The organism is Companilactobacillus jidongensis (genome assembly GCF_003946575.1).
In the GTDB taxonomy this organism is placed as follows: Bacteria; Bacillota; Bacilli; order Lactobacillales; family Lactobacillaceae; genus Companilactobacillus; species Companilactobacillus jidongensis.
In genome coordinates this window covers 1-2,709 of the sequence record NZ_RHOP01000038.1, presented here as the reverse complement: position 1 = coordinate 2,709, position 2,709 = coordinate 1, and the positions used below count along the sequence as shown (strand labels likewise).

Here is a 2,709-nt window from a genome sequence, read left to right as displayed (position 1 = left end):
AAGAATAGGTCTTCATGGCCTTTTTGTCTATAGTTGGTCTAGTTCATTGGGTGTTGCACTTCAATTGTAAACTCGGCGGATTTTATAAGTTCTCCATTGTACGTATTCAAGGATTGCAGACAACTGGTGTCGATATTATTCAAGCCATTCAACGAGGAATGGATGATTTAGACGTTGAATTTGCAAAATTTTATAAATAATAGATTGAAAAAGTCGGACAAATGTTCGACTCTTTTTTACACACTATTTAATAATTTTATTTTTAAACATTCTAAATATTAATTTTTAATAATTACATTTTATTGTTGTTCATAAATTCACAATCATATACAATGATGGTAATAAATAATATTAATAATTTAATTTTTTCGTGATAAATTTCGTAGGATAAATATCTTTAACTATTTATGTCAAAAAAATTTAAAGGGGAATGATTATGGAGTTCAAATTTGTTAATGGGGTGAATGCGCTAAATATTGATATGATTGCAACGGTAGCGTTAGCGGGAATATTGTTGATGATTGGATTTAAGATCATAGACAAATTTCCTATATTTTCTAGATTATGTATTCCAGCTCCAGTGATCGGTGGTTTTATTTGTGCGATTATTGTCTGGATTCTTAGGGGGACAAATGTACTACAAGTGAATATGGATACAACACTGCAATTGCCATTCATGTTAGCTTTTTTTACATGCGTGGGATTCAGTGGAAGTTTCAAATTGTTAAAGAGTGGTGGAAGGCCATTTTTGATTTTTCTGGTTTCTTGTTGGATACTGGCACTGATCCAATGTGTTGTGGGAGTTGGACTAGCATCAGCACTGAAGATAAATCCTGTGCTGGGAATTATGGCAGGAACCGTGTCTCTAGTTGGTGGACATGGTAACGCTGCCGCATTTGGACCAGTAGCTGAAAATTTAGGCGTACATGGTGCAACGACGGTAGCGATAGCCTCTGCAACCTTCGGCTTAGTCGTGGGTAGTGTTATAGGAGGTCCATTAGGAAATTATTTAATTAAAAAAAATGATTTAAAAATTGAAACTGAGGAAGACACAAATGAAACTTTAACTGAGCAACATACTGATACTAGTGATTTTGCTGAGAAAACATTTTTATCTCATTTAACTTTAATTTTTTTGTTTATGTTCGGTGGAATAGTTATATCGGATCTTGTTTTGAAAATGAATATAAAAAATTTTGCATTGCCTAATTATGTCGGGGCAATGTTCCTAGCAATAATTTTTAGAAATATAAATGAGAAGAAAGAAATAGTTAAACTGGATTATAAAGTTATTGATTTGATTTTGAATATAGGACTTTCTTTCTTTTTGACTATGGCGATCATGACGTTGCATATTTGGGAATTAGTAGACTTGGCCTTGCCTTTGATAATAATCTTGTTAGTCCAAACGATAATATTATTGGTCTTCTCAATGTTTGTAGTTTTTCCAATGCTTGGAAAAAACTACGATGGTGCTGTTATGACTGGTGGATATGCCGGTTGGGGACTTGGTATTGCAGCGACTGCAGTAGTTTGTATGAGTGCCATTTGTGATAAATACAAAGTGACTTCAACCAAAGCGTTCTTAATAGTCCCACTGTGTGGTGCAGTATTCGTTGATGTTGTAGCAATACCGACGATTATTTTCTTTATTACAAAGTTTGCTTAGTATGATTTTTTATTTAGAAGGACTAAGGATTCTTCCTTTTTTATTAGAATGTGTATGTGCCCAAGTATGTAATAGTTTAAATTTAGGTGTTACTTCAAAGTATGTTAAAAAGGTAATTGCAAATAACAGCATTGTAAAATATGGTTCAAGAAACAATATATCCCAGGTGTATATTCTATTGTCTGTATAAGTGAAATAAAACATTAATAAACCACAGAGGTATATAACTATTAGTACAAAGTTTTCCATCCTAATAAAATGTTTAAGTTCAGTGACTGTTTTTAATCTGTATGCCTTAATTAATTTATAAATTGCAGAATTAATTTCTTCAGTTGTATCAATATCATCTTCGTTCACCGGAAGTCTATGCCTACCCAGTTTAAATGAGTAATCCCAAATCAAGGCCTGTAATATTGCAGCAAAATTAAGTAGTGTAAATAGTCCCATGACTGAAAAATGTTCATTGTAACTATAAGTGAAATTAAAAAACAAAAAATCTGGTTCGTAGTCTGGATATGGAACATATCCGAATTTGTAGTAAGGGATGAAGCAGCTCAGAATTATTAAAATTAAAAAACTGATAGATGCAACGGTTATTCCTATGTAGGGTATTCTTCCGCCCTTAAAGAATAAATACTTTTTTGAATATGGTTCATAAACAACGTGAATATCGTTTTTTGAATTATATATGTTGACACGTCGATGCATAATTAATCCTCCCCAAGCCATTCTTTAATTATGCACTTTTTTGGATTGAAAAGTAACTATGAATTGAGTAAAAGAAATGTAGTGGTTTTACATCTGACCAAAACTATTTTCTGGATCTAATACTAATGATTCGGATAATAGAACTTCACTATACAGGTCATATATATACTTGGAATCAATCACATGTTTCAAAGCCATCTCATATAAATATTGGGTTTCATGATTGAAAGCACCCATCAGTGCACGGCGTTCTTGGTAAGCACCTAATAACTGACCGTATTGAAAAATAAAAAATCATCCGTACTCTCATTTGAGAATGCGGATGATTTTGT

Annotated in this window: 3 protein-coding genes; 2 read left to right on the top strand and 1 reads right to left on the bottom strand. The window is 32.5% G+C overall.

The window, feature by feature from the left end; translation table 11 throughout:
- Window positions 1–14: 14 nt before the first annotated feature.
- Together EKM68_RS13505 and gltS are read left to right on the top strand one after the other, a co-directional pair.
- Window positions 15–200, top strand: a complete 186-nt coding sequence (locus EKM68_RS13505) for a hypothetical protein (RefSeq protein ID WP_125591324.1) — start codon at window positions 15–17, stop codon at window positions 198–200.
- Between the two features lie 236 nt (window positions 201–436).
- A complete protein-coding gene (gene gltS, locus EKM68_RS13500; RefSeq protein ID WP_125591323.1) occupies window positions 437–1,669 on the top strand; it encodes a sodium/glutamate symporter in 1,233 nt (410 codons plus the stop codon).
- Window positions 1,670–1,678: 9 nt separating this feature from the next.
- On the opposite strand, the gene EKM68_RS13495 is transcribed toward gltS, so the two are convergent.
- Window positions 1,679–2,377 (bottom strand): hypothetical protein, encoded by a 699-nt coding sequence (locus EKM68_RS13495; protein ID WP_125591322.1) that lies wholly within the window; start codon window positions 2,375–2,377, stop codon window positions 1,679–1,681.
- Window positions 2,378–2,709 lie beyond the last annotated feature (332 nt).

Excerpts from the sequence above, each read along its gene's own strand:
- EKM68_RS13505 (WP_125591324.1), top strand. The coding sequence starts at position 15 with ATGGCCTTTTTGTCTATAGTTGGTCTAGTTCATTGGGTGTTGCACTTC.
- gltS (WP_125591323.1), top strand. The coding sequence starts at position 437 with ATGGAGTTCAAATTTGTTAATGGGGTGAATGCGCTAAATATTGATATG.
- EKM68_RS13495 (WP_125591322.1), bottom strand. The coding sequence starts at position 2,377 with ATGCATCGACGTGTCAACATATATAATTCAAAAAACGATATTCACGTT.